Genomic DNA, 841 nt, shown 5'->3' on the forward strand with positions numbered 1-841 from the left:
GTCGACAACGGCCAGTTCGTTGTCGACCGGCGTGAGTTCACTGTCGACGGCGCTGTCGACGACGGACAGCACGGTGTCGTCGCTGTCGACGTCCACGTCGACGACGGCCAGCTCGCTGTCGACTGGTGTCAGCTCGTTGTCGACGGGTCTGTCGACGACGAACAGCAACGTGTCGTCGCTGTCGACGTCGACATCGACCGCGACCAGTTCGCTGTCGTCCGCGTTGTCAACGACGGACAGCACGGTGTCGTCGCTGTCGACGTCGACCTCGACCTCGGCCAGTTCGCTGTCGACCGGCTTGTCGACGACGAACAGCACGGTCACGTCGCTGTCCACGGCGACGTCGACCGCGACCAGTTCGCTGTCGACCGCGTTGTCGACGACGGACAGCACGGTGTCGTCGCTGTCGACGTCGACCTCGACGACGGCCAGCTCGCTGTCGACCGGCTTGTCGACGACGAACAGCACGGTCACGTCGCTGTCCACGGCGACGTCGACCGCGACCAGCTCGCTGTCGACTGCGCTGTCGACGACGGATAGCACGGTGTCGTCGCTGTCCACGTCGAGCTCGACGACGGCCAGCTCACTGTCGACCGGTGTCAGCTCGCTGTCGACGGGGCTGTCGACGACGGACAGCAATGTGTCGTCGCTGTCGACCTCGAGTTCCACGGCCACCAACTCGCTGTCGACGCTGATCTCGACGTCGCGCACGCACTACTACAGCGTGAACGACAACGGCACGCAGCAAAGCAACTACAACAACGACGGCGCGACGGGCATCAACGCGCTGGCCGCGGGTACGGGTGCAACGGCGGGCGGTGCGGCCGGCGTCGCGGTGGGT

At 66.0% G+C, this 841-nt stretch carries 2 protein-coding genes; one reads left to right on the forward strand and one right to left on the reverse strand.

The genetic code is table 11. The features are described 5' to 3' along the window. Positions 1 to 561, reverse strand: a 561-nt coding sequence (locus tag U4012_RS35600) for a hypothetical protein (protein ID WP_321804563.1), incomplete at its 3' end; no start/stop codon positions are given. Between U4012_RS35600 and U4012_RS35605 the strand changes: the two genes are divergently transcribed. Further along, on the forward strand, positions 545 to 841 hold a 297-nt coding region (locus tag U4012_RS35605), incomplete at its 3' end, for a hypothetical protein (protein WP_321804565.1). The genes U4012_RS35600 and U4012_RS35605 overlap by 17 nt on opposite strands.

It is taken from the genome of Burkholderia sp. BCC1988 (genome assembly GCF_905339895.1).
Taxonomy (GTDB): Bacteria; Pseudomonadota; Gammaproteobacteria; order Burkholderiales; family Burkholderiaceae; genus Burkholderia.